Here is a 24,367-nt window from a genome sequence, read left to right on the forward strand (position 1 = left end):
GTGGGTATTCATCGCCAGGGAAGCACCTGGGTCAATCCTGCCTGAAGTACGACAGCAGGCGCAGGATCTCAACGTAGAGCCAGATGAGGGTCACCATGAGCGAGAATGCGCAGGTCCAGGAGTACTTCTCCGGGATGCGGTGCTTGACGCCCTCTTCGATCATCTGGAAGTCAGCCACGAGGGTGAGCGAAGCGAGAATGACAGCGACGATGCCGATGACGACGCCGAGCGGCATCGTCATGCCCATGATGGTGATCTCGACGTTGCGGGCATTCATCGCACCACCGGTGAACATTGCGAAAGCGAAATTCACGAGCGCGAAGATCGCATACCCGCCGACGGCGAGCATGAGGAACTTCGTCATCTTGCCGCTCATGCGCACGATGCGGAAGCGGAAGAGAGCGAACATCAGGCCGAAGACGCACAGAGTGGCGAGCACAGCCTGAACGACGATGCCCTCGTAGGCGGCGTTGAACATACCGGAGATGCCGCCAAGGAACACGCCCTCGACACCGGCATAGAGGAGGATGAGTCCCTTGTTCGGCTCGCGTTTGAAGGCGTTGACGAGGCCGAGGACGAGACCCAGCAGCATCGCCGGCAGGGCGAGGACGGGCATGAACCAGCCGAGCACCGCACCGGCGAGCAGCACGGCGAAGCAGATGCCGGTCTTGATGAGGACGTCGTCATAGGTCATGACACGCTCATCGACCGGGCGCTGCGGCTCGGCCGAGGGCTGCATGTACATCGAATTGAGCTCTTCGGCGCTTGGGGTGGCCGGCTGGTGGCCAGCCTTGATTCCCTGTTCAAGGCCGCGTCGAACGAGCGGGTTGGACATCCGTGTTACCTCCGGGTATCGCTGGTTTGTCGTCACGGTCCGCGACTGCCTGTCAGTCTACCGAAGGAAGCTGTACGGACGCTGAGGCCGGGTGCGCTCTGGCCAGCCGTTATGCACCCGTTACCGACGCCTCGGCAACGGGTGCCCTTACGCTGACCAGCGAACTATGTCTTACGCCCACCATTAAATTTCATGCACGAACCTGCATAAAGACTGATGCTAAGCAAATATCGAATTGAGCGGATCATCATTTCGACCAGTAGCTTGACACATATATCTGTAATGCTCACCATCAACGCTACGCAGAAGCTCTACGCAACGCCTGATATTCAGGCGTGTCAAACTGACATCCAAAGCAAGTTGCGCCTCACGACCCTCACCATGTGAAAAACGGTTGCAAAAGTCATAGACGTCACGGAACTCGGATTGGCAATCCTCCACTGCCAATTTCTCTATCTGACTACGGAACTCAGACATATGGGGCAATTGGAAGCTAGCGAAGGATTCAAGGAGACGGCGAGCCGCATTAGGCAGCAAAAACAAGGTGGTGTGATCGTCCGGGTTTTCGAGACCAGACAACAGCCGATCAAATAAGAAATGGTACTCAGAATTGTGCTGCAACAGAATTGGAGACACAGGCTTCAGCTCTGAAGCGCGTCGCCCATTTGCATCATGCACGCACCGCATTTCCAAGAAGGAAACACGAGGAAATGCATCTTCAGCCTTAGCTGCTTCCCTCTCACTAGCGCTATTACTGCTTAGCTTCTTAAGAATACCATGACTTTTAGTCAGCTGGCTTTTCTGGGACGCGATCAGGAGGCGGAGCATTTCGAAATCGTGAGTGAGAATAATCGTTTGTCCATATCGAGGCAATAGGTCGAGAAGCCAGGAGTGGGTGGAGAACACAGCCTCTCGGTCAAAACTACTGGATGGATCATCGATCACCACGATCCGCTCTTCGGGCCGGATCTCGACGGTTTCGTCCTCCAAGCACCTCAGAAAATAGATAAGAGCAACGGCATTTCTTTCACCTTCACTGAGATTTTTAGCTGGTTCACCGTCCCGTCGACAACGGTATGACTGGCCGTCACTCGAAACCTCAATCGTCAAATGGGACTTTCCATAGATAGAAGCTAGATCGCTACTGATACGCTGAGCCATCTCATGACTCGAGTATCTCTCAGCCCGCGCCCGAGTCAAAAGTTGCTCAATTTGAGTAATCTCAGATGCGATACGGTCGCGCTCCTCAAATGCCTTGCCCTCTTCGCGGCAGAGTTCTCGAAAGTCAGCCGCCCGCTCGCCTAGCAAATGAGCTAGTATTGCTTCCGCGATCGATTCTTGACGGGATCCAGCTTCTTTAGCAATTCCATTGTGCTGCCTGACAAGGTCTATTACGGTCTCACTGACCAGGCTCGGAACATCGCCGGGTTCCGCAAAATCACATTTCTCGGGCAGATGCCGTTTCTCCGTTAGATTCTGCTTGATCGTCGTGAGAAACTGCCGCACCTTCCCAACATCGCGAACCGCGTCGTCCCTCGCGCCTACGAATTTTTCCCTCAGATCGCTGTAGAGGTCGTCTTCTCCTGGCAACTGCGACTCCCATTGCTCATAAGACAATTGCACGTTTGCTACCCGGGCTAGTAGTTCGTCTGCCTCAGTCTGGATTTGCCGCCGGGAGTCATCAAAGTGGTTCCTTAGCTCGATTAGTCTCGGCCCGTCGAGAGGCCCTTCACAAAAGTAGCAGTCACTTTTCCCTTCATGCAATCGAAGTCCTGTTTCTAGCCAGCGCTGCAGCTCACCTTTACCAAGCAGATCCGAAATCAGCTGTCCGTCACTGTTTCGTTTCAATAGTTGCCACACTTCGTCTCTCAACGACCCCAAGGTCCCATCGGGCGGGGGTGGGATTGCTACAGTTGGAAGTGGGCCACGCGCTACCTCCTCCAAATTTCGCTCGTGCTCCTCCAAAGACGGATAGTCGGCAGTAGCTTCGCTGAGCAATTTTCTGACTCTCGGTACAGAGTAGCGATTCTTCGAATACTGCCGATGATCGACTTCACTTAGTGTTCCGACAATCGAGTCTTGCACCGCGCTCACTAGAGCTGCGGTAGCGTTCGCGGCAGCATTAGCTTTGTCACATGCATCTGGTTGAAGCGCCATGAGCTTCTGCAACTCTTCCTCGTGCTTTTTTTGACGCTTTTTAGCGTCTACCGCAGCTGACCCGAGCATGACTATAGCGGCGGCCTCGTCACCGTCAAGAAAGCTCTCAAGGTTCTCTTGGATCCAAGACTTAGAAAATACAGTAAGGGTTGACTCTCGCAACTGTTTGCCAGGCGGTAGTTTTACTCGTTTCTGGCTTTCGTCGACAAAAGATATAGGCTCCGCACAGACACCGTCACCAACCTGGTGCAGAAGTTCAGCAAACGTCGATTTCCCGCTGCCGTTATGGCCATAAATCACGGTTCTCTTACCGAATTTTGCGCCATTTTCAAATGTATCGGGCGTTAAGCTCCGAAACCGCCCATGCAGTTTAACATTGCCTATCACGACCCGTCACCCCTTTAAGCCGATGCGCTCATATCCTTACGTTCTTTCACCGTAACGGGCCGTCAAACGTTCTGTCTACACAAGCAACCAGGTTACCAATAGGTGTTGCTCAAAGCGTTTGCTTTTAGTGTGGCACAGTAACGCAAAAAACCGGACGGTCACATCTGGTAGTGCGTCTGCGCGCCGGGGCCCATCGGGATGCCAGTGGCCCACCAGAGGAAGAACAGGATGCCCCATACGATGAACATCGCAAAGGACAGCGGGATCGTCAGCGACAGCAGCGTGCCGATGCCGGCGTCCTTCTTATAGCGCTGGATGAACCCGAGGATCATGACGAAGTACGGGCTCATCGGCGAGATGATGTTCGTCGTCGAGTCGCCGATGCGGTAGACGGCCTGGGTGATCTCCGGGGCGATACCCAGCAGCATGAACATCGGGATGAGCACCGGGGCCATGAGTGTCCACAGGCCTGAACCGGAGGTGATGAACATCGCGCCGAGCGCGGTGAGCAGGTAGCCGCCGATGAGGATGAGGAAGGTAGTTGCGCCGATGTTCTGGAAGAACTCGGCACCGCGGATCGCGAGGATGACACCGAGGTTCGACATCGCGAACAGCGCCAGGAACTGGGAGGCGGCGAAGAACAGCACAAGGACCTGCACGAACGGGGCCACACCCTTGACCATCATCTCCGGGACATCGTTGGGGTGTTTGATGCTGCCGGTGACGACGCCGTAGACGATGCCGAGGACGAAGAAGCCCATGCCGATGAGCGGTGCGATGCCGGCCATCAGCCCGGATTCCATCGTGAAGCCGCCGTCGGCATCGCGCAGGAAGGAGTTCTCAGGCCACGCGATAGCTACACAGGCGGCCACACCGATGATCGCGACGACGAGGGTGATGAGCATGCCGCGCTTCTCCAACGCGGTAACCGGTGCGGAGAGGTCCTGGTCCTGGACGTCGCGGCCGGCGGTGCCGTCGTCGCTGCCGGCCGTTGCCGAGGCGGTGGTCACGGCGGCGCCGGAGCCGTTGCCTCCGCTGGTGGTGCTGGTGCCGTTCACTTCGGTGAGCTCCATCTGCTCACCGCGCTTGTTGAGCAGCAATTCGGTCACCAGCGTGATCGCCAGCGCCACGGCGAACATGGAGACGAAGTTGAAGTACAGGTTCGCCACCGGGGTGACGGTGTAGTTTTCGTCGATGATGTGGGAGGCAGAGGTCGAGATGCCGCCGAGGATCGCATCGAGGCTGTTGACGAACGGGGCGGCGGAGTAGCCACCGGAGACTGCGGCGTAGGCGACCGCGCAGCCGATGACCGGGTTGCGGCCGACGGCCTTGAACGCCAGCCCGCCGAGCGGGATGACGATCATGTAGGAGGCGTCGGAGGCGATCGAGGCGGCCGCACCGACGAGAGCGACGACCGGGGTGACCAGCCGCGGGGAAACGTTCGACAGGGCCGCGCGCATCATGGTGGGAAACAGACCCGACTGCTCAGCGACCGCCACACCGAAGAGCACGACGAGCACGAGTCCCAGCGCAGGGAAGGTGACGTAGCTTTCGGTGATGCCGGAGACGATCTCGCGCAGGCTCTCGGTCGAGAGCAGGTTGACGACGGCGACTTCCTCGTCATCTGCCGGATTGACGGCGGAGACGCCGGCACTGGCAAGCCACCAGGACAGCAGCATGACGATGGCGGCAAGGCTGAGGAACAGCCAGAAGGGGTGCGGGAGCTTGTTGCCGGCCTTCTCGATGAGGACCAGCGACTTCATCAGCCAGCTGAGGTCCTCATCGGACTTCTGCTTTCCCGGATGTGCTGCTGCAGTGGACATGGCGGGGATCTTTCACTCGGAGACAACGGCGATTCGGCGCGCGGCTTGTAGCCTACTACAGCACAGGAATGACAGCCATGCGATGCATTCGCAGAAGAGATCTTCCCCACTGCCGGGTCCGCACTCCGGCCGATAGGTCTCCAGATGCCTCGACGGGCCCTGCCGTCGTGCAGGGCCCGTTGAGTTCGTTCAGCGGCGCGGACGCGCCCGGTTCAGGGTTCTCTACGCCCGGTTCAGCGTTCGATGCGCCCGGTTCAGCGTTCGATGCGCCCGGCGATGAAGTCTTCGACGGCCTGGCGGGCCAGTTCGTCGTTCTGCTGCTCGGGTGGGGACTTCATGAAGAAGGACGAGGCGGAGATGAGCGCACCGCCGACACCGCGGTCGAGGCCGATCTTCGCAGCTCGGATCGCGTCGATGATGACGCCGGCGGAGTTCGGGGAGTCCCACACCTCCAGCTTGTACTCCAGCGACACCGGAGCATCGCCGAAGTTGCGGCCCTCGAGGCGCACATAGGCCCACTTGCGGTCATCGAGCCACTGCACGTAGTCGCTGGGGCCGATGTGGACGTCCTTGTCGGTCAGTTCGGCAGACGTGTTCGAGGTCACCGCCTGGGTCTTGGAGATCTTCTTCGATTCCAGCCGGTCGCGTTCGAGCATGTTCTTGAAGTCCATGTTGCCGCCGACGTTGAGCTGATAGGTGCGGTCGAGGACGACGCCGCGGTCTTCGAACAGCCGAGCCATGACCCGGTGGGTGATCGTCGCACCGATCTGGCTCTTGATGTCGTCACCGACGATCGGAACCCCGGCCGCACGGAACTTGTCGTCCCATTCCTTGGTGCCGGCGATGAACACCGGCAGGGCGTTGACGAAGGCGACGCCGGCATCGATCGAGGCCTGGGCGTAGAACTCGGTGGCCTCCTGCGAGCCGACCGGCAGGTAGCACACGAGCACATCGGCCTGAGCATCGCGCAGCGCCTGGGCGACGTCGACGGGTTCGGCGGCGGATTCGGTGATCGTCTCGCGGTAGTAGCGCCCGAGACCGTCGAGCGTCGGACCGCGCTGCACCTTCACGCCGGTGTTCTCGACATCGCAGATCTTGATCGTGTTGTTCTGTCCGGCGCGCATCGCCTCGGCGATGTCGAGGCCGACCTTGGCCTCGTCGACGTCGAAGGCGGCGACGAACTCGAGGTCGCTGACGTGGTAGTCACCGAAGTTCACGTGCATGAGACCGGGGATGGTGTCCTCAGGGGAAGCGTCCGCGTAGTACGTGACGCCTTCGACGAGGGACGTTGCGCAGTTGCCCAATCCGGCGATTGCGACGCGAATCGGTTGAGTTGTCACTGTTGTCGACCTTTCCTGATGAACGCCTTCGTATTGTGAAGAGGTATGCCTGCCCAGCGGGATCATGATGTGACAGCCCTTGTGAAGGCACAGATGACCATCTTAGTCCTCTCCTGGACCGGTTCAAAGCTGCATGATCTTCTATTCCTGGCGGGCGAGATCGTCACATGTTCACCAGCGTATGCGATGTGCCGGCGCCGAGGTCGTGGTTCAGGAGACGACGAGGGGTTCGAGGACGAGTTCGGGGTGCTGTCGTTCGACGCCCTGGAGCCGCCACCGGTCGGAGAACAGTGCCAGCAGTTCGCCGTCGGAGCGCGAGAGCACCTCGACGGAGCGCTCCCGGGCCAGAGTCGGCACACATTCCGCAGTCGTGCGGCGGGCGATCGTGTAGGGCAGCGGCTCGAGCCGGCAGGGGGCGTTGAACTCCTGGACCATGCGGTCTTCGGCGACCTCGAACTGCATCGGGCCGACCGCGCCGAGCACGGGCGCTTGGTCGCCGCGCAGGTCGGAGCGCAGCACTTGGACGACGCCTTCGTGGTCGAGCTGTTCGATGCCGCGGCGGAACTGTTTGTACTTCGAAGAGTCCTTGGCGCGGATGACCATGAAGTGCTCTGGTGAGAAGGTCGGGATGCCGGGGAACTCGACAGGCTGATCCAGGTACAGCGAGTCGCCGACCCGCAAGGCGGAGGCGTTGACGAGGCCGACGACGTCACCGGGGAAGGCTTCGTCGATGACGGCACGGTCGCGGCCGAAGACCTGCTGGGCGTACTTTGTGGCGAAGGGTTTGCCGGTCGAGGCATGGGTGACGACCATGCCGCGTTCGAACACGCCGGAGCACACGCGGATATAGGCCAGCCGGTCGCGGTGGTTGGCGTCCATGCCGGCCTGCACCTTGAACACGAAGCCGGAGAACGGCGCGTCGACCGGCCGGTCCGTCCCATCCTTGTCCGCCCGCGCCTCGGCGGCGGGAGCGAGGTCGACGAGGGTGTCGAGGATCTTGTGCACACCGAAGTTGAGCACCGCGGCAGCGAACATCACCGGTGTCGACTTCGCTGCGAGGAAGGAGACCTGGTCGTGGTTCTGTTCCTCCATCTCCAGCAGCTCGGACTCATCGACGGCGGTGGTGAAGGCTTCGCCTTCGAGGGCTGCGGCGGCCTCGGCGTCCATTGTCTCCTCACCGGCGATCGAGGCACCGCCGTCGGAGCGGGTGTACTTCGTGTAGGTGCCATCCTCCCGGTTGAGCACGCCGCGGAAGTCACCGGAGACGCCGACCGGCCAGGTCAGCGGGGTCGGCAGCATGCCGGTGCGTTCGCGGATCTCGTCCATCAGCTCAAGCGGTTCGAGACCGGGCCGGTCCCACTTGTTGATGACGGTGATGATCGGGATGTTGCGGTGCGCACAGACTTCGAAGAGCTTCATCGTCTGCGTCTCCAGGCCCTTGGCGGCGTCGACGAGCATGATCGTGCAGTCGACCGAGGAGAGCACCCGGTAGGTGTCTTCGGAGAAGTCGGCGTGGCCGGGGGTGTCGATGAGGTTGAGGACCGCGTCCCGGTACTCGAACTGCAGGGCGGCTGAGGAGATCGAGATGCCGCGCTCCTGCTCCATCTTCTGCCAGTCCGACACGGTCGCCCGGCGGCCGGCCTTGCCGTGGGTGGCGCCGGCCTGCCCGATGACCCGGGCGTGCAGGGCCAGCGCCTCAGTCAGGGTCGACTTACCGGCATCAGGGTGGGAGATGACCGCGAAGGTGCGCCTGCGGGCGGCCTGTTCGCGGATGGTCTTCGGGCTGTAGTCACCGGTGGAAGTCACCCAAGAGAGTCTAGTACTTTGAGGGTGGCGCCGATACCGTGGGGATGATGCCGGCACGTCGGTCGGCGCTCACTCCTTGTCTCTCCCAATGACCTGTTTCTCTCCCGATGACGCTGAGGACTCCATGAACCAGCACTCCGAGTACTCGCAGGTCGCCCGCGACCCCGAGCGTCGGGACAGACTCATCAAAGCACTCCCGCTTCTCATCGCTGCAATCGTCTCACTTCCGCTCGTGTGGCTGTCACTGCGGTTCTCGCTCATGGTCGGCCAGATCGCCTACTACGTCATCCTCATGGGCACCTCGGCGCTGAACATCCTGGGCCTGGGCATCATGACGCTGCTGGGCGCAGCCGGTCTCATCGGCGCGATCGTGTGCCTGTGGCGCGGGTTCAAACACCGCACCTGGAAGTGGCGGATCGGCTGGGCGCTCGGGGCGATCGCCTGTGCTGGTGCGCTGCCGCTGAGCTGGGTGCTGCTCGGCTACACCTCCGGCCCGCCCCTCTGATCTCGCGTGTCTGATCCTGCCGGTCTGATCCTGCCTGTCTGATCCTGTCCTGCCTGTCTGATCCTGCCGGCCTGATCCTGCCTGTCTGATGCGATCGGACCCCGTCCAGACCTACAGTGCCGCGAGCGCCTTGTGGATCCGGGTGTCGCTGACTGGGTGGGCGGTCGGCAGGTGCTGGGCGAAGTAGGAGATGCGCAGCTCCTCAACTGACCACAGCACCGCAGCCCAGTCAGCGGGCACGCCGGCCGCCTGGACCGGAGCCGGCAGATCCGCCAGGTTCGGGAACGCCTTGGTCAGCGCCTGTTCGACCTTGCCCGCCACCACGCTGATGCGGTCCATGAGCTGCCGGTCACGGGCGGGACTCTCCTGCATCTTCGCCACCCGGTGTTCGGCTGCCTGCAGGTACACCGGGAAGCGGGCGAGTGCGCCCGCTCCGGTGATCTCGAAGACATCGGCGGTCATGAGGTCGATGAGCCAGCTGCGCACATCGGCCAGCTGTTGGACAAGCGTGAGCGAGGAGGCCGCACTGATCGCCTTGTCGACAGCGGTCGCACGGGTGAGGATGTCGACGACGAGGCCGACAGCTCGGGTTGCCTCGGTGATGAACCCGGCATCGACCTGCCGGAACACGGTGTCGAACTCCTCGCGGGTGCGCACGGTCGTATCGGAGCCGAGCAGCCGGTCGACGGCAATCCGGGCGCACGAGCCGAGCAGGTCGGGCCGTGCCTGTGGAGTCGCTGCCCCGAACCCGGTCTTCGCATGCCCGGCGAGGACGAGCTTCTCGTTCGTCGACAGGTGCTCGGCGATGTAGTCGATGCGCGATTTCAAGGCGATGACGAGCAGCCGGATGAGCCCGGCCCGGGTGCGGCGGGCGGCCTCTTCAGCGGTTGAGAACGCGGTGATGGCAACGGTGTCGCGGTCATCGCGCAGGCCAGGGTGGACCTCGGTCTCCTTTCCGGTGGGCACTGGCCGGGTGTCGAGGGTGAAATCCCAGTCGCGGATGCCGGTCCGCTCGGTGAACGTCGTCTTCTGCGCTGCTTTCTCGGCCGGTTTCGGTGCCGCGGCCGAGGTGGTGAGCTGGCGGGGGTCGCGGGTCGGCTGGCTCGTCTTCCCCCCGTGACGGGTGGTGAACTCCATGACGAGGTGGGCCGGCAGCCGGCCGGTATCGAAATCACTGGCCTTGACGGTGATCGGGACGAGGTCGGTGAGCTCTCCCCCGCCGGCGCGGGCGGTGAGTTCGGCGGCGAGCACCTCGGGCAGCCGCCCGGAATAGGGTTCGAGCACACTGAGGATGTCGGTGGCGACATCGGGGGCGGGCACGAAGTAGCGACGCTTAGCTTTGGGAAGGGAGCGGATGAGCGCGGTGACGAGCTCATGCCGCAGGCCGGGCACCTGCCAGGTGAACACGTCGGTGTCGACGTCGGCGAGCGCCTCGGCAGGCAGCTCGACCGTCACCCCGTCGGTGGCCTGGCCGGGTGCATACGCGTAGTGCAGCTTCGCCTCCGAACCGTCCGGCAACGCCCAGGTGAGCGGGAAGTCGCTGGCGGCCCTGGCGGACATATCGGCCGAATCGTCGGCGAGCAGCGCCTCGGGGTCGATGTCGAGGAGTTCGGGTTCGCTGCGGCGCTTCTTCTTCCACCACGAGTTGAAGTGGGCCCCGGAGATGATCGTGGTCGGCAGCCGGTCGTCGTAGAAGTCGAAGAGCACATCGTCTTCGGCCAGCAGGCGGTGGTCGCGCATCCGGGAGGCGAGTCGTTCGGCCGCGTCGATGGCCTGGGCGTTGCGGCCCAGGAACGGGTGGCGGTCATTCCACTCCCCGTCGATGAGGGCGTGCCGGATGAACATGTCGCGGGCGGCTTCCGGGTCGATGCGCCCGTAGCCGATGCGCTGATCGGAGATGAGGGTGACGCCGTAGAGCGAGATCCGCTCATAGGCCATCGCCTGCCCGCCCTTCTTCGACCAGTGCGGTTCGGAGTGCTGGCGGGTGACGAGCTCGCCTGCGGCCTCGACGATCCACTCCGGTTCGACAGCGGCGACCGTCCGGGCCCACAGGCGGGAGGTTTCGACGAGTTCGGCGGCGACGACGACCTCGGGAGCGGACTTGAACAGCCCGGAGCCGGGGAAGATCTGGAACTTCGTGCCGCGCGCACCCTGGTAGTCGTAGCCGCGGCGCTTGGGCCGGCGCTCACCGGGCCGGGGCTTGGGTTCCGGTGCCCGCACCCCGATCATCGACAGCAGGCCGGTCAGCAGCGCCCGGTGGATGGCCGCGGCATGCGGATCCATCCCTTCCGGGGCACTCGGCGCGCCCTTCCTGCCGTCGCGGCCGCCGCCTCGGGACCGGCTGCCGGCATGCGTGGTGGTGTCGTCGTCGCTGCCGGGCCGCCAGTGAGAGCGGTCGATCTTGACGCCGACGCCGCCGAGCAGGTGGCGCAGCTGGGTGACGAGGTCCTGCCATTCGCGCACGCGCACAAAGTTGATGAACTCGGCCTTGCACAGTTTGCGGAACTTCGATGACGACAGGGCGGCGGCGTTGTCGGCGAGGTGGTTCCACAGGTTCAGCAGGGTGAGGAAGTCGCTGTGCGGATCGGTGAAGCGGGCGTGGAGCTCATCGGCTTGCGCGCGCACCTCAGCCGGGCGTTCGCGCGGGTCCTGGACGGACAGACCTGCGACGATGACGGCGACTTCGCCGCCGCAGCCGGCCTCAGCGCCGGCGAGGACCATGCGGGCCAGCCTCGGGTCGATCGGCAGTTTGGCGAGCATCCGGCCGATCTTCGTCAGCCGGATCCGGCCCGTCTCATCGGTGCGGGTGGCGCCGAGTTCGCCGAGCAGCACGCGCCCATCGCGCACCGCCTTCGATTCGGGTGGGGTGAGGAAGGGGAAGGAGGTGATGTCGGATTCGGTCTGCGCGAAGCCGAGCGAAATCATCTGCAGGATGACGCTGGCGAGGTTGGTGCGCAGGATCTCCGGGTCGGTGAACTCGGGGCGGGCTTCGAAGTCGTCTTCGGAGTACAGGCGGATGCAGATGCCCTCGCTCGTGCGGCCGCAGCGGCCCTTGCGCTGGTTGGCTGAGGCCTGCGAGACCCGTTCGATCGGCAGCCGCTGGACCTTCGTGCGGTTGGAATACCGCGAGATGCGGGCGGTGCCGGCGTCGATGACGTATTTGATGCCGGGCACCGTCAGCGAGGTCTCGGCGACATTGGTGGCCAGTACGATGCGCGGCCGGTCATGCGGTGCGAACACGCGCTGCTGTTCGGCAGACGAGAGCCGGGCGAACAGCGGGATGACCTCCCACTCGGCGAACCTGGGCCCCTTCTGCTGCAGGTGGGCGGCGAGCGCATCGGCGGTGTCGCGGATCTCGCGTTCGCCGGAGAGGAAGACGAGGATGTCGCCGGGGGCTTCGCGGGCGAGTTCGTCGACGGCGGTCAGGATCCCCTCGGTCTGGTCGGCGGCTCCTGCTTCGTAGTCACCGTCGGCGCCGGGGCCGTCAGGGTCGTCGTCGCTGGCGGTGTCATCGGCCAGCGGACGATAGCGCACCTCGACGGGATAGGTCCGCCCGGACACACTGATGATCGGTGCCGGGCCGTCAGCGGAGGCGAAGTGCTCGGCGAAGGACTCCGGGTCGATTGTCGCCGAGGTGATGATGACCTTGAGATCGGGCCGTGTGGGCAGCAGGCGGGCCAGCGACCCGAGCAGGAAGTCGATGTTCAGGCTGCGTTCGTGGGCCTCATCGATGATGATGACCTCGTAGTCGCGCAGCTGCCGATCATGCTGGAGTTCGGCCAGCAGGATGCCGTCGGTCATGACCTTCACCCGGGTGGCGTCGGCGACCTGGGAGGTGAACCGGACCTGGTAGCCGATGCCTGCGCCGAGCTCCTGACCGAGTTCGTCGGCCAGCCGGGCGGCGACCGCGCGGGCGGCGATGCGGCGGGGCTGGGTGTGGCCGATGAGCCCGGTGATGCCGTAGCCGAGTTCGAGGCAGATCTTGGGTATCTGGGTGGTCTTTCCCGAACCGGTCTCACCGGCGATGATGACGACCTGGTGAGCGCGGATCGCCTCGGCGATCTCATCGCGGTGCTCGCTGACCGGCAGCTCGGCCGGATACGTGATGGCGATATCGAGGCCGGCGCGGGCAGCCCGGCGGGCAGCAGCGCGCTGGGCGTGCTGTCGTGTGGAAGGGCGATCAGGGCGGTCGCTGCGCGAGCGCGCGCCGCGGCGCCGGCGGCCGGGCCGGGAATCAGACATAACCCCACCAGGTTAACCCCTCGGCTCTGCGGCAGCACCGTGCATTCAGACGTTCAAGGCTCCATCACATGTTCAACACTCCACGCGTCCATCGTCGGACTGCATGCCACCAGTGTTTCCTTCACTGCATTCCAGCGATTCATCCCCCGGGCCCGCGATGACATGACCCCGGAATCGCAGGCATGTCTGCCGCAGGAGACCGCACGGCCGTAGGGAACTGCGACCAAGGGAGCTACAGTCAAAGGAGAACCGATACGACCTTCGCGCAATATCTGACGATCAGCAGAATCGGTAGCGTCATGTCGTCACGCTCTATTGTCGCCAGCTGAGGAATCTCATTCACTGGACCCCGGAGGTAATACAATGGTCCGCCGCACGTCGTTCATTTCTCTCGCCTGGCCGATTCAGTTGGTGCTCTGGCTGTCCATGCTCGCGCTCGTCGTCATTCTGATCGCACTCTGGACTGCGCTGGATACGTGGCTCCTCATCCTGTTGACGGTCGTCACCATCGCGTCGCTGTGGCTCGCGCTCGCCACGAGCGTCTTCAAGGTGTCTCTCGACGATTCGAGGTTCACCGCCGGGTCACTGCTCGGCTGGCCCCGGCTGTCTGTCGCGGTGGCGGAAATCGAATCGGTGCGGATCGTGGATGTGAAGCCCCTGGGTGAGTTCTTCGGCTGGGGCTACCGCATTCGGGGTGTCCGCGATAAGGGGATCATCACCCACGGCGGCCCAGGGCTCGAGATCAGGTCTCGGGACGGTTCGCTCATCACCGTCACGCTCAGCGACGCCCCGGCTTTCGCCGCGGACCTTGAGCGCCACACGCTGCCGGGCTGACAGTTCGGCGCTGTCGATGCGATCCCCATTCCACGACGCTGTCGGCATCTGACGCCCATCCTCACCCGGCGCAGTGCCCCGGCACAGATCGAGCATGTGCCGTACTGGTGACCGCCCGCTTCATCTCATGCGTTCTCCTTGGCGACCGCGGTGTGCAGAGGGGAATCGGATTCGATAGTCTCCACCTGGAAACCGGGGTTGGACTCTGAGACCTGGGCACGATCGCAGTTTCGTCGTCAGCGCCGGTCGCACACTCGCGCAGCACAGCTGACGATCCGCCGGGCGGATGAACGCCCCTGAGAGAAGGAACTGACCGCACCGTGCTCGATGTGCTCGAAGGCTTCGGCGTCATCGCCGTTGTCATCTTCGCCGGCCTCATGCTCGGCCGTTCTGGGGTGCTCGGCCCGACCGGCCAGCAGGTGCTCGCCCGCGTCGTCTTCTACGTCGCCACCCCCGCGCTGCTCTACGTCACGATCTCCTCGACGGACATCGATGCGATCTTCTCCCCTGCCCTGCTGGCCACCGGCGGCTCGGCGGTGCTCGTGTTCACCGGGATCTTCGCCTTCACGCTGTGGGCCCGGCGGCGCAGCTTGGGTGAGGCGACGATCAGCGCCATGGCCTCGGGCTATGTCAACATCGGCAATCTCGGCATCCCCATCGCCACCTATGTGCTGAAGGACCTGAGCTTCGTCGCCCCGGTGCTGCTCTTCCAGCTCATCCTGCTCAGCCCCATCATCATGGTGCTGCTCGACTCCACCCGGGCACAGGCCGACAGTCAGTGGTGGCGCCCGGTGCTCATGGTGCTGCGCAACCCGATCGTCATCGGCGCCGCCCTCGGCGTGGCCGGCTCGCTGACCGGGTGGCGGCTGCCCGAGGTGGTGCACGAGCCGGTGAGCATGCTCGCGGCGATGTCGGTGCCGGGCATGCTGCTGGCCTTCGGCATCTCACTCAAGGACGGTTGGAAGCTCCCGCCGGCCGGTTCGCGCCGCCAGCTTGTCATCATCACGGTCACCAAGCTCGTCATCCAGCCGTTGATCGCCTGGCTCATTGGCGGGGTGCTGCTCGGCTATGACGGTCTCATGCTCATGGGCATCGTCGTGACCTCGACCCTGCCGACGGCGCAGAACGTCTACATCTACGCCATGGAGTACAAGGCCTCGGCTCAGCTGGCCCGTGACGCCGTGTTCATCACCACGATCCTCTCGGTGCCGGCTGTGGTGGTCGCAGCGCTGCTGTTCGGAGTCTGAGCCCGGCTCCAGGATCTGCACCCGCAGCCGGGGCCTGAGCCCCATGGCCGGACGCGGGCCGGCAGACACCGCGCACCCGTCCTGACTTGCCGGTTTGTGCGTGTCGCTCCACTAGCGCAGTGTTCATCCGTCGAACAATGGGAGCGTGGCTATCGACGACTCGAAGAACACCGACGACCTGCTCTCCCGGCGGATGAGCTCCGGCAGCGAGCCGGAGTCATCGGCCGAGTCGAGCGACGGTGCCGCCGGCTCCCGCCGCCACGACCGCGAAGCGCACATCGGCGAGCACGTCGCAGATGAGCAGACCTTCTCGATTGACGCGCCCGGCACTGACGAGTCGCCCGGTTCGCCGCTGAGTGAGGAGACTGTCGAGTTCGACCCGATCGCCCACCGCAACCGGGAGCTGCGCGACCGCGCTTTCGCGCAGAGCACCCCTGACCCTCACGCCACCGCCGAACACCGCCCCATCGACGCCGGCACCAGCACAGCCACCAGCGCCACGGCCACCGGCACCGGCGCTGCCGCCGGTGCCACCGCCTCGGGCGCGGCCGTGGCGCCCACCCAGCAGATCCGCACCCGCGGCCACCACGACGCCCATGACGATGTCGACGAGCCGGCCAGAAGGCGTGTCAACGCCCTCGACATCATCGGCGGGATCTGGATCGCGCTGGCCACTCCCTTCGTGCTCGCGGGCCTGGCCGTCAGGCTCATCGCCTCGGGCCTGTTTCTGAAGTTCGCATACTTCTGGCGGCCTGGCTTCCCCGCCGACGCCTACGGCTTCACCAACGACGACCGATTGCACTACGGCTCCTACGTCGTCGACTACCTCAACAACTTCGACTCCAGTCGCTACCTCTCCGACGTTGTGCTGCCCAACGGGGTGCCGCTCTTCCAGCCCGAAGAGATCGCCCACATGGAAGACGTCAAGGACCTCGTGTCCCTGCTCTACCTGATCGCCGTCATCGGCGCGATCGGCATGCTTCTCTTCGGCCTGTACATGTCACGGGCCAATGGTCCGGGCCTGCGCCACGCGCTGCGTTTCGGGGCGCTGCTGACGATCGTCGCCTTCCTCGCCCTCGGAGCGCTGGCGATGCTGGGCTGGGACCGGTTCTTCACCCAGTTCCACGCGATGTTCTTCGACGCCGGCACCTGGGAGTTCTACGTCGACGACGCACTCATCCGGCTCTTCCCCGGCCAGTTCTGGGTTGATGCCGGCATCGCCGCAGCCGCGATCGTGCTGCTGATCTCCGCGCTCATCCTCGCGCTGTCGTTCATCGGCCGCCGACGCGCTGAGCGCAAGGAGCGCTCGAATGAGCGCCGTGCCGCCAAGGCTGAGAAGAAGGCCGAGCGCCGCAGCGACCGCGGCGAGCTGCCCGACCCGGCCACCCAGGCCAGCGGCACACGGGAGGCGGGCACCGCCTCGGCGCCGGAATCCACCCGCCCGGTCACGGTGCGCCCGCAGCAGCCGGAGGACCCGGCTGGGACGACGCGCAGCTGACGCGTCCCCACAGATCCTTCCCCCATCGACCCGAGTGGCTGTTTCCCCTGCCACTCGGGTCGAACTCTTATAAGTCGAGGCGTTCGCGGCGCGGGCGCAGCACGCCTGCCGGCTCATCGGCCAGGTCACCTGCGTGGGCCCCGTGGTGGCGTTCGTGCAGCTCGGCGGTCTGTTCGCTCAAGTGCCGGGCCTCAGCCTCCTCGTCTTCGGAGACGACATCGACGATCCACGAGGCCAGGGTCGCAGTCACCGAGCCGATGAGGGCGATGCCGCAGATCATGAGCCCGACGGCGATGAACCGGCCGAGCGCGGTGATCGGGAAGTGATCGCCGTAACCGACCGTCGTGATCGTCACAACCGCCCACCACAGCGCATCGCCGAAGCTCGTGATGTTCGCCCCCGGATAGTTCTGCTCGGCGTCGAGGACGGCCAGCGCTGCGACGAAGACGAGCACGACCGAGGCGGTGCAGATGAAGAGGGTGACCTTGCCGCGCAGGCGGGCGCCGGCGGTGCGGTGGATGAACCCGATGAGGGTGATGAGGCGCAGCAGGTACAGCGGCCTGAGGAACGGGAAGATGACGAGGGCGAGTTCATGCAGGTGGGTCCAAAACCACAGGAAGCGGCGGCGCACAAGGATGAAGCTGACGATGTAGTCGATGGCGAAGACGACCCACATGGCGAGCATGACGCGTTCGGGCCACATGATCTCCGAGGGCCGCAGGTTGCCGATGACGACGTAGGCGTAGGCGGCTAGGAAGATGAGGGCGGCGATCGCCATCGGCCATTCGGTCAGCTGCTGCCACCGCTGGTAGCGACTCTGCGGTACCGCGGTGTCTTGTGTCTGTGTGGTCTGTCTCGCCTCGCTCATGCTGTTGTCAGTGTCGCATATGCGCAGGTGCGAGGGGTGGTGCGTGCCGTCTGGCGGCGGTCGTGTCGGCTACTGCTGGGCGCCGGACATGAGCCGGGGCTCGGCCAGTGCCGGGGTCTCGGTGACGGCCGGTGCCGGCGCCGAGGCGGGGGTCGCCGGGGTTTCAAGCGGTTGGGATTCGACGCGCACCGGGCGTGGTGCGAAACGGCTCATGAGGGCTGCGATGAGGAAGATGGTGCCGAAGAGTGCTGCCATGATGCCGAGCAGGGTGGCGGTCATCGTCAGGTGGTGGGTGAGTCCGGCGGGCGTGCGCAGCTCCCCGGAGGTGTAGGCGAACGCCCAGAGGACGGCGCAGGCGGGGGCGGCCACGAGAAGGAACCGGATGATGAGCTCTTTGAGCATCGTGCTTCTTTCGGCTTCGGCAGGTTCGCAGTTGTGCATGGGATTCAGTGGGCCTGGTGCGGCGTTTCGCATGCCGCTTCAGTGACCAGGCTAGCTGAGTGAACTCTGCGAATCAGCCGGTGTTATCGTCTCGTGCCGCACATGACGGGATTGAGACATACCCTCGATGCTCCGCCGCTGGCAGGAGGACTGAGTGTGGCGTGGGCAACTTCTCCGCTCGGCCGACGTTACCGAATTGTGATGCTGCGCTGGGCCTTCTCGTTAAGGATGGACTGTGTCGTGGCTCTCACGCCGGCGGATGTCCTCGGTTTCGAGCTGGAACGTCGTGTGCTCGATCGAGACCTCGAAGTCCTCAGCGATGCAGCGGCGCAGCCCGTCGAGGATCTCGATCGCGTGGCCGTCGCTGAAGCAGGAGTCGTCGAGCACGACATGGGCGCTGAGTGTCGGCAGCCCGGAGGCGACGGTCGAGGCGTGCAGGTCGTGGACGTCGATGACGTGATCGACGGCGAGCATGTGGCGGCGGACCTCATCGAGGTCGAGGCCTGCCGGGGTGAAGTCCATGAGGATCCGGACGGCATCGCGCAGCAGGATGACCGAGCGCGGGATGATGAGGGCGGCGATGAGGAAGGCGGCCAGCGTGTCGGCGCGGGTGTAGCCCGTGGTGAGGATGAGGATCGCCGAGACCATGACCGCCAGCGTGCCGAGGGCGTCGACGAGGACTTCGAGGAACGCGGCCCGCATGTTCAGATTCGCCTTCCGCCCGGCTGCCAGGGCGAGCATCGCTGCGACATTCAGGACCAGGCTGAGTGCGGCGACGATGAGCAGCGGACCGGCGGCGACCTCCGGCGGGGCGGCCCAGCGGCGGATGCCGTCGATGATGGCGTAGATGCTCACACCGGCCAGCAGCAGGCCCTGGGCGAGTGCCGCGAGGCTCTCAAGCCGCCGGTAGCCCCAGGTGCGCTCATTCGACGGCGGGCGGGCGATGAGGGTGACGGCGACGACGGCGATGAGCAGACCGGAGGAGTCGACGAAGGAGTGGACGAGGTCGACGAGCAGGGCAAGGCTGCCCGACAGCCAGGCGCCGATGAGCTGGACGACGACGATGGAGGCGACGAAGCTGAAGGCGATGAGCAGTCGGCGGCGCATGCCCGGTGCGTGTGCTGCTTCGGCGGCGCTGGGTCCGTGGTTGTGGTGTGCTCCCATGGTCTCCTCCTCCCTTGGTGCTGTGGCTGGCTATCGGTTCAGCTGGCGGCCGGTTGGTGCGGTTCGGTTGTGTGCAGGTGCTGGCAGAGCACCGCGTGGGCGCCGGTCGCAGTCAGTACGCGTTCGGCTGCGGTGATGAGCCCGCGCAACCACTCGGGTCCGGCCAGCGCGTACCAGGTGGCGCGGCCTTCGGGCCGGGCGGTGAGCAGCCGACATTCGTGCAGGAAGGCGATGTGCTTGCTCACCGTCGACTGCGCCAGGCCCATGTGCGCCACCAGGTCGCGCACCCGGTGCGGGCCAGAGGCCAGATGCTGGACGATCGCCAGGCGCGTCGGTTCGGCCAGCGCCTGGAACAGGTGCGCGTACGCGGTCGTGGCCGCTTCGTCGATTGATATCACATCAGCTTTCATCGCCATAGAGCGATGCTATCACCCAAGGGTGATGCCGCTTTCGTCCGGGCGCCGCTTTGCTTGAGACGGCTTCTGTGCCGTTCATCCTGATTCGCCCCGGGTCTGGTGGAGGCTCTGATCCCATGGGCGGATGAGGAGCATGGCAGCACCGAGGAAGCAGAGCGTTGAGCTCCACGCGCGGGCCACGCGGAGGGCGTCGGGCGCCAGGAAGGGCTGACCGCAGCGGGCCAGCCCGAACCCTTCCCCGAGGACTTCTTCGACCCCGACAGCGATTGAGTCCCAACAGCCACGACACCCAGCCCACCGACGGCGCGCAGCCCTTCTAACCCCAAACCGAAGGATCATCCGCTACACCACGTCCGGGGACTTGACCCCATGGTCCCGCTGGAGGCTCGTCTTCTGAACATCCCCGGCGTGGTTCAGCGTTCAGGATTCGAACCGGGCCTGGTCGGTCCGCTCACGTTGAAAGATCACGTAATTCACCCCAGCTGGCGCAGTGCCGCAACCGTTGACCACCGTCAGCTAGGCCTGGGCCTCGCCGAGGCGCGCTTCGGGCCTGAGCTCGGCGCGGAGACCGCCGCCGGTCGCAGCCCGGGCGAGGGCGCGACCCAGCGATGGTGCCTGCTTGAATAGATTGTGACCGGCCACGAAGAAGACCGAGCCTGCCTCCCACACGGCCACGCCGTCCTCACTCCACGGGAGGTCGGTCACCCAGCAGTGGACGAAGTCGCGCGGCTCTGGGCGGAGACCGGGCAGCGCCCGTGTCACGTAATCGCGTGCGCGTTCGTCCAGCGATCGAATCGCCGCCGGGTCGATGAACGTTCCGTCGTCGCGGACGCCGACGGTGTCGCTGAGTCCGACCGAATAGCTGCTGTTGCCCGGTAGCGGCGTCGCGTAGACGCCGACTTCGCCGAAGACGCCGCTGCTGTCCTGCAGGCACGCGACTCGTGCCGGGGCGGCGGCTTTCACGTCGAAGGTCAGCCGGACGTGTGCGGCAAGGCGAACCGGCAGCGACAGGCCGACGCTGCGTGCCAGGCGGGCGGTTTCGCGGCCGGCGCACACGACCACCTTGGAGTAGACAGCCCGGTCGGTTACGCTGCGCACCTCGACCGTCCCGTCGGCGCGGGGATCGATGGAGATGACCTCACCGGTAGTGACCGCATCTGCGAGGGCACCCGTGAGTGCCGTGATCGCGGCGCGGGTGCGGATCGCGCCGCCCGACTCGTCGAGCACTGCTGGCCCCGAGTACCCAGCGAGCAGCGGCATCCGCTGGGCGACCTCGGCAGCGTCGATCTCGCGCGCTTCCACGCCGCCGACCTGGTCGAGCACCCGCAGCCGCGCCAGGGCGCTGTCTCCGACCGCCAGGACACCGTCTGATGAGACCAGCTCGACGTCGAAGTGTTCGGCCCACTCATCCCATACGCCGCGGCTCTCGCGCGCGAAAGCGACGAGCCGCGGGTCGTCGTGGGCATGCCGGAAGATCCGCGACTCACCCGCGGACTGACCTGTCCCGGGCAGACCAGCCTCGTACAAGCGCACCGGCACGCCCTGCTCCCGCAGCGCGTACGCTGTCGACAGACCGACGATCCCGCCCCCGATCACTGCTACCTCGGGTGAACGCGTCGTGGCAACGCCGTCGTCAGTTCCTGTCATCGCGGTTCCTTGATCTGTTGGTGATTAGCGATAGGCCGCAGGAGAGCTTCTCAATCGCGGGTTCGCAGAACAACGTGCCGGTCTGCTCGCGGCGAGGATCGCGACCCTGCTGGCCTGCAGATCCGCGGGCATATCAGCTTGCCTTCTCTCCGCTCGACATGCCGGGCTTGATGACGACCTTGGTCCAGCCCTCGGCCCTGGAGTCGAAATTCTTGTAGGCGTCGGCGGCCTGCTCCAACGAGATCTCGTGGGAGACGATCCATGACGGCTTCGCCTTCCCAGCCGCGATCAGGTCGCGCAGCTGGCGGTTGTACTTCTTGACCGGGCATTGACCGTTGCCCATGGTCTGCCCCTTGAACCAGTGCAAGCCGAAGTCGACAGCCGCCTTGCCCTGTTTGGCCAGGTCGTCCTTGCCCCCAGGATCCTGAGGGACGAACACGCCGACGGTGCCGATCCCGCCGGTGAAACGGACCGAGTTGATGAGCATGTTCAGGGTGGCAGCCGGATCTTCGTTGCCCTGGGGATCGTGGGCCTGGTAGCCCACGCACTCGCAGCCGCGGTCGGCTCCGAGTCCCATTGTCTCGTCCAGCACGGCCTGCACAGGGTCGGTCTTGGAGTCGTCGATGGCAATCGCGCCGATCTGCTCGGCCAGCGCCAGCCGGTCGGGGTGGCGATCGACCACCATCACCTTCGCGGCGCCCTTGATCGTCGCGGACAAGGCGGCCATCAGTCCCACGGGTCCGGCCCCGGCGATGACGACGCTGTCGCCCGGAACCACGCCGGCCATCTCGGTGGCGTGGTAGCCGGTGGGGAAGATGTCGGAGAGCATGACGTAGTCGTTCTCCTTCTCCTCCGCGTCCTCACCCAGGCGCAGCGCGTTGTGGTCGCCGAAGGGCACCCGGAGCAGTTCTGCCTGCCCGCCGCCGTACGAGCCCATTTCGGCGAAACCGTAGGCCGCGCCGGCGGCCGACGGGTCAGGCTGCGTCGTCAGGCAGTAGTTCGTGAGCCCGCGCTCGCAGTTCTTGCAGAAACCGCACGAGATATTGAACGGCAGCACGACCCGGTCGCCCACCTTGACCTTCTCGACTCCCTGGCCGACCTCCACCACCTCTCCCATGTTCTCGTGACCGAACGTCCGGCCTTGCTCGAAGGAGGTCCGGCCCTCGTACATGTGCAGGTCCGAGCCGCAGATGTTGGTTGTTGTCACCTTGACCAGCACATCTGTGGGCCGCTCGATCTTGGCGTCCGGAACATCCGTGACCGCGACATCTCTGGGTCCCTGATAGACGACAGCCTTCATGGCGGATCTCCAATCGTTGTGTGGTGACTTTCAGACCTGAACCGTCCTGGGTCTCGATTCTATGCTACAGATGAAGCAGCGCACTTACTACAGATTGAAGCAGCGCACTTACTGCAGAGGAAGTATCGCGCTGTCTGGGGTGAGCCGTCTTTGACCACCATCTAGGAATGAAACCCAGGACGGTTCACGGTGCTGGTTTGAACGGATGACCAGGCGTTTTGTGCTGGTATTTTTGGTGCCCCCAGTGGGACTCGAACCCACACTGAATCGATTTTAAGTCGACTGCCTCTGCCGATTGGGCTATAGGGGCGACGGCTGACAGTCTAACCGAGTCAGCGCCGCCCAACGCCCTCCACCCAGGGCCACCGCATAGAAAACACTGGTGGGGACCCCAGACAGGATCCCCACGAGTGTTGACATCAGCTCAGGTGAGCGTCACGGTCAGGCTTTGGCCGGCTCTTTCTTGGGGGCCGGCTTCGAGTGCGCGGCGTCGACGAACGACTTGCGCGGCACATCGAGGTCCTTGAGCGGCATAACGTCGCGGCCGAAGACGACGTTGAGCGCCCAGTTTCCGAACACCCGGACCTTGCGGTCGATGGTCGGGATGGCGTAGCCGTGGTAACCGCGGTGCATCGCCCAGGCGAGCAGACCGCGGGCCTCGAAGTCGCCCATCTGCGAGACACCCTTGTACAGGCCGAGACCGGCAACCGTGCCGATGGTCTTGTGGAAGTACTGGCGGAACTCGGTCTCACCGCGCAGCGCGGCGAGCACGTTGGCGGCCAGCACCGGAGCCTGGCGCACGGCGTGCTGTGCGTTGGGCACGCAGTAGCCGCCCACGCCGCCGCCGGAGAGGTCGGGCACAGCAGCGTTGTCACCGGCAGCCCAGGCGCCTTCGACAACACCCTCATCGCCCTCGACGCGCAGGTCGGCGCGCACGGTGACGCGGCCGCGCTCGTCGAGCGGCAGGTCGGAGTCGACAAGCAGCGGGTTGGCCTTGACGCCGGCGCTCCACACGACGGTGTCGCAGTCGAACTCTTCGCCGTTGGACAGCTGGATGTGCTTGTTGGTGCAGTCCTGCAGGAAGGTCTCGAGGTAGACGTCGATGCCGCGCTCGCGCATGTGCTCGACGACCCAGCGGGCCTGAGCCTCGCCCACCTCGGGCATGACGCGGCCCATCGCCTCGACGAGGACGAAGCGCAGGTCGGCCTCGGTCAGGGTCTCGTACTGGGCAACGGCGGCACGGGCCATGTCCTCGAGCTCGGCGAGGATCTCCATGCCGGCGAAGCCGCCGCCGACGAAGACGAAGGTGAGCAGCCGGCGGCGCTCTTCGTCGTCTTCGAGCAGGGAGGCCTCGGAGATGTTGTTGAGCACGTGGTCGCGCAGGGCGACGGCCTCTTCGATCCGCTTGAGGCCGATGGCCTCTTCGGCCAGGCCCGGGATCGGCAGGGTGCGGGCCACGGAACCTGCGGCGAGGATGATCTGGTCGTAGTCGAGCTCGAATGGCTCATCGCCTTCGGGTTCGACGGTGACGAACTTGTCAGCGTGGTTGATCGACCGGACGTAGCCGGTGACGACCTCCGCACCCTTGAGGTTGCGGCGCAGCGGCACGACGGCGTGACGCGGCTCGATCGAGCCGGCTGCCACCTCGGGCAGGAACGGCTGGTAGGTCATGTAGGGGTTGGGGTCGACGACAGTGACCGTCGCTTCGCCGCGACCCAGGTTCTTCAGCAGATTCTGGGCGGTGACGAGGCCGAGGTAGCCGCCTCCGACGATGAGAATACGAGGACGCAGTTTGCTGTTTCGAATCAGTGCCATGACCCCATACTAGCGACCGCCCCAGGGTTTGTGAAAACTTTC

17 protein-coding genes and 1 tRNA gene are annotated in these 24,367 nt (G+C 64.6%); 4 read left to right on the forward strand and 14 right to left on the reverse strand.

From position 1 onward, the window contains the following. Window positions 1-31: 31 nt before the first annotated feature. The 5 genes from M3B11_RS08335 to M3B11_RS08355 all read right to left on the reverse strand — a co-directional run bounded on the left by M3B11_RS08335 (window position 32) and on the right by M3B11_RS08355 (window position 8,348). The gene (locus M3B11_RS08335; RefSeq protein WP_259877033.1) at window positions 32-835 is read right to left on the reverse strand and encodes a Bax inhibitor-1/YccA family protein; all 804 of its coding nucleotides are present in this window, start codon (window positions 833-835) and stop codon (window positions 32-34) included. 219 nt (window positions 836-1,054) lie between these two features. Further along, on the reverse strand, window positions 1,055-3,379 hold the full coding sequence (locus M3B11_RS08340; protein WP_165883361.1) for an AAA family ATPase: 2,325 nt from the start codon (window positions 3,377-3,379) through the stop codon (window positions 1,055-1,057). Between the two features lie 158 nt (window positions 3,380-3,537). Continuing rightward, window positions 3,538-5,202 carry an AbgT family transporter gene (locus M3B11_RS08345; protein WP_259877043.1) on the reverse strand — a complete coding sequence of 555 codons (1,665 nt, stop codon included), beginning with the start codon at window positions 5,200-5,202 and terminating at the stop codon, window positions 3,538-3,540. 254 nt (window positions 5,203-5,456) lie between these two features. After that, entirely contained in the window at window positions 5,457-6,542 is a 1,086-nt protein-coding gene (locus M3B11_RS08350; RefSeq protein WP_165883363.1) for an inositol-3-phosphate synthase, read from the reverse strand. Between the two features lie 210 nt (window positions 6,543-6,752). Continuing rightward, window positions 6,753-8,348 carry a peptide chain release factor 3 gene (locus tag M3B11_RS08355; RefSeq protein ID WP_259877054.1) on the reverse strand — a complete coding sequence of 532 codons (1,596 nt, stop codon included), beginning with the start codon at window positions 8,346-8,348 and terminating at the stop codon, window positions 6,753-6,755. 124 nt (window positions 8,349-8,472) lie between these two features. On the opposite strand from M3B11_RS08355, the gene M3B11_RS08360 reads away from it, so the two are divergent. Beyond that, on the forward strand, window positions 8,473-8,853 hold the full coding sequence (locus M3B11_RS08360) for a hypothetical protein (RefSeq protein WP_165883365.1): 381 nt from the start codon (window positions 8,473-8,475) through the stop codon (window positions 8,851-8,853). Window positions 8,854-8,964: 111 nt separating this feature from the next. Here the strand turns inward: M3B11_RS08360 and hrpA are convergent, their stop codons facing one another. Continuing rightward, window positions 8,965-13,095, reverse strand: a complete 4,131-nt coding sequence (gene hrpA, locus M3B11_RS08365; protein ID WP_259877058.1) for an ATP-dependent RNA helicase HrpA — start codon at window positions 13,093-13,095, stop codon at window positions 8,965-8,967. 363 nt (window positions 13,096-13,458) lie between these two features. Here hrpA and M3B11_RS08370 point away from each other — a divergent pair, with 363 nt between their 5' ends. The 3 genes from M3B11_RS08370 (at window position 13,459) to M3B11_RS08380 (ending at window position 16,674) form a co-directional block, all read left to right on the forward strand. Further along, entirely contained in the window at window positions 13,459-13,929 is a 471-nt protein-coding gene (locus tag M3B11_RS08370) for a hypothetical protein (protein ID WP_259877064.1), read from the forward strand. A 320-nt stretch (window positions 13,930-14,249) separates the two neighbouring features. Then, a complete protein-coding gene (locus M3B11_RS08375; protein ID WP_165883368.1) occupies window positions 14,250-15,176 on the forward strand; it encodes an AEC family transporter in 927 nt (308 codons plus the stop codon). A 145-nt stretch (window positions 15,177-15,321) separates the two neighbouring features. Then, window positions 15,322-16,674 (forward strand): TIGR01906 family membrane protein, encoded by a 1,353-nt coding sequence (locus tag M3B11_RS08380; protein WP_259877065.1) that lies wholly within the window; start codon window positions 15,322-15,324, stop codon window positions 16,672-16,674. Window positions 16,675-16,741: 67 nt separating this feature from the next. Here M3B11_RS08380 and M3B11_RS08385 read toward each other — a convergent pair whose 3' ends face one another. The 8 genes from M3B11_RS08385 to M3B11_RS08420 form a co-directional block, all read right to left on the reverse strand. Beyond that, window positions 16,742-17,542, reverse strand: coding sequence for a potassium channel family protein (locus M3B11_RS08385; RefSeq protein WP_102163126.1), 801 nt, complete (start codon window positions 17,540-17,542; stop codon window positions 16,742-16,744). Between the two features lie 69 nt (window positions 17,543-17,611). Beyond that, on the reverse strand, window positions 17,612-17,983 hold the full coding sequence (locus M3B11_RS08390; protein WP_217007639.1) for a hypothetical protein: 372 nt from the start codon (window positions 17,981-17,983) through the stop codon (window positions 17,612-17,614). 222 nt (window positions 17,984-18,205) lie between these two features. Further along, the gene (locus M3B11_RS08395) at window positions 18,206-19,147 is read right to left on the reverse strand and encodes a cation diffusion facilitator family transporter (protein WP_259877066.1); all 942 of its coding nucleotides are present in this window, start codon (window positions 19,145-19,147) and stop codon (window positions 18,206-18,208) included. Window positions 19,148-19,185: 38 nt separating this feature from the next. Beyond that, entirely contained in the window at window positions 19,186-19,563 is a 378-nt protein-coding gene (locus M3B11_RS08400) for a helix-turn-helix transcriptional regulator (RefSeq protein WP_259877067.1), read from the reverse strand. A 516-nt stretch (window positions 19,564-20,079) separates the two neighbouring features. Continuing rightward, window positions 20,080-21,210 (reverse strand): FAD-binding oxidoreductase, encoded by a 1,131-nt coding sequence (locus tag M3B11_RS08405; RefSeq protein WP_259877068.1) that lies wholly within the window; start codon window positions 21,208-21,210, stop codon window positions 20,080-20,082. A gap of 133 nt (window positions 21,211-21,343) precedes the next feature. Further along, window positions 21,344-22,510: a glutathione-independent formaldehyde dehydrogenase gene (locus M3B11_RS08410; RefSeq protein ID WP_259877069.1), complete on the reverse strand. Its 1,167-nt coding sequence runs from the start codon at window positions 22,508-22,510 to the stop codon at window positions 21,344-21,346. A 233-nt stretch (window positions 22,511-22,743) separates the two neighbouring features. Further along, window positions 22,744-22,820, reverse strand: a tRNA-Leu gene (locus M3B11_RS08415). 131 nt (window positions 22,821-22,951) lie between these two features. Then, window positions 22,952-24,325, reverse strand: a complete 1,374-nt coding sequence (locus M3B11_RS08420) for an NAD(P)/FAD-dependent oxidoreductase (RefSeq protein WP_259877070.1) — start codon at window positions 24,323-24,325, stop codon at window positions 22,952-22,954. Window positions 24,326-24,367 lie beyond the last annotated feature (42 nt).

The organism is Brevibacterium sp. p3-SID960 (genome assembly GCF_025144725.1).
In the GTDB taxonomy this organism is placed as follows: domain Bacteria; phylum Actinomycetota; class Actinomycetes; order Actinomycetales; family Brevibacteriaceae; genus Brevibacterium.

What these genes read in the sequence shown, in the direction of transcription:
- hrpA (WP_259877058.1), bottom strand. Translation starts at nt 13,095, where the DNA reads ATGTCTGATTCCCGGCCCGGCCGCCGGCGCCGCGGCGCGCGCTCGCGC.
- M3B11_RS08395 (WP_259877066.1), bottom strand. Translation starts at nt 19,147, where the DNA reads ATGGGAGCACACCACAACCACGGACCCAGCGCCGCCGAAGCAGCACAC.
- M3B11_RS08420 (WP_259877070.1), bottom strand. Translation starts at nt 24,325, where the DNA reads ATGGCACTGATTCGAAACAGCAAACTGCGTCCTCGTATTCTCATCGTC.
- M3B11_RS08410 (WP_259877069.1), bottom strand. Translation starts at nt 22,510, where the DNA reads ATGAAGGCTGTCGTCTATCAGGGACCCAGAGATGTCGCGGTCACGGAT.
- M3B11_RS08385 (WP_102163126.1), bottom strand. Translation starts at nt 17,542, where the DNA reads ATGAGCGAGGCGAGACAGACCACACAGACACAAGACACCGCGGTACCG.
- M3B11_RS08360 (WP_165883365.1), top strand. Translation starts at nt 8,473, where the DNA reads ATGAACCAGCACTCCGAGTACTCGCAGGTCGCCCGCGACCCCGAGCGT.
- M3B11_RS08390 (WP_217007639.1), bottom strand. Translation starts at nt 17,983, where the DNA reads ATGCACAACTGCGAACCTGCCGAAGCCGAAAGAAGCACGATGCTCAAA.
- M3B11_RS08345 (WP_259877043.1), bottom strand. Translation starts at nt 5,202, where the DNA reads ATGTCCACTGCAGCAGCACATCCGGGAAAGCAGAAGTCCGATGAGGAC.
- M3B11_RS08335 (WP_259877033.1), bottom strand. Translation starts at nt 835, where the DNA reads ATGTCCAACCCGCTCGTTCGACGCGGCCTTGAACAGGGAATCAAGGCT.
- M3B11_RS08405 (WP_259877068.1), bottom strand. Translation starts at nt 21,210, where the DNA reads ATGACAGGAACTGACGACGGCGTTGCCACGACGCGTTCACCCGAGGTA.
- M3B11_RS08370 (WP_259877064.1), top strand. Translation starts at nt 13,459, where the DNA reads ATGGTCCGCCGCACGTCGTTCATTTCTCTCGCCTGGCCGATTCAGTTG.
- M3B11_RS08400 (WP_259877067.1), bottom strand. Translation starts at nt 19,563, where the DNA reads ATGGCGATGAAAGCTGATGTGATATCAATCGACGAAGCGGCCACGACC.